The sequence below is a fragment of the Aquabacterium parvum genome (assembly GCF_001447195.1).
Taxonomy (GTDB): Bacteria; Pseudomonadota; Gammaproteobacteria; order Burkholderiales; family Burkholderiaceae_C; genus Aquabacterium; species Aquabacterium parvum.
In genome coordinates this window covers 1-273 of record NZ_LFRI01000299.1, presented here as the reverse complement: position 1 = coordinate 273, position 273 = coordinate 1, and the positions used below count along the sequence as shown (strand labels likewise).

1 protein-coding gene is annotated in these 273 nt (G+C 65.6%); it reads left to right on the top strand.

What is annotated here, in order from left to right; genetic code table 11:
• Window positions 1-33: 33 nt before the first annotated feature.
• The coding region (locus ABG80_RS10630; protein ID WP_152987574.1) for a hypothetical protein at window positions 34-273 on the top strand (240 nt) is incomplete at its 3' end.

The window sequence follows — 273 nt, the reverse complement described above, 5'->3', positions numbered from 1 at the left end:
GCGTTCCGGTGCCCTGGATCAAGGGAGCCTGTGATGCTCACGCTGACCGGCACCATTCGAGCAGTCACCACCCTGGGTGGTGGCGTCAACAAGAAGACCGGCGAGGTGATCCCCACCCGCCCGGTTCTCCAGATCGTGGGCCTCGATAACCGTGGCCTCGTTCAACTCTTCACCCTCACAGTTCCGGACACCAAGCCTTTCGAGGGCCGAGTGGGTGAGCAGGTGTCCGTGCCGGTGCGTGCGTGGGCTCCTGGCGCGTCGGTGAGCCTCGCC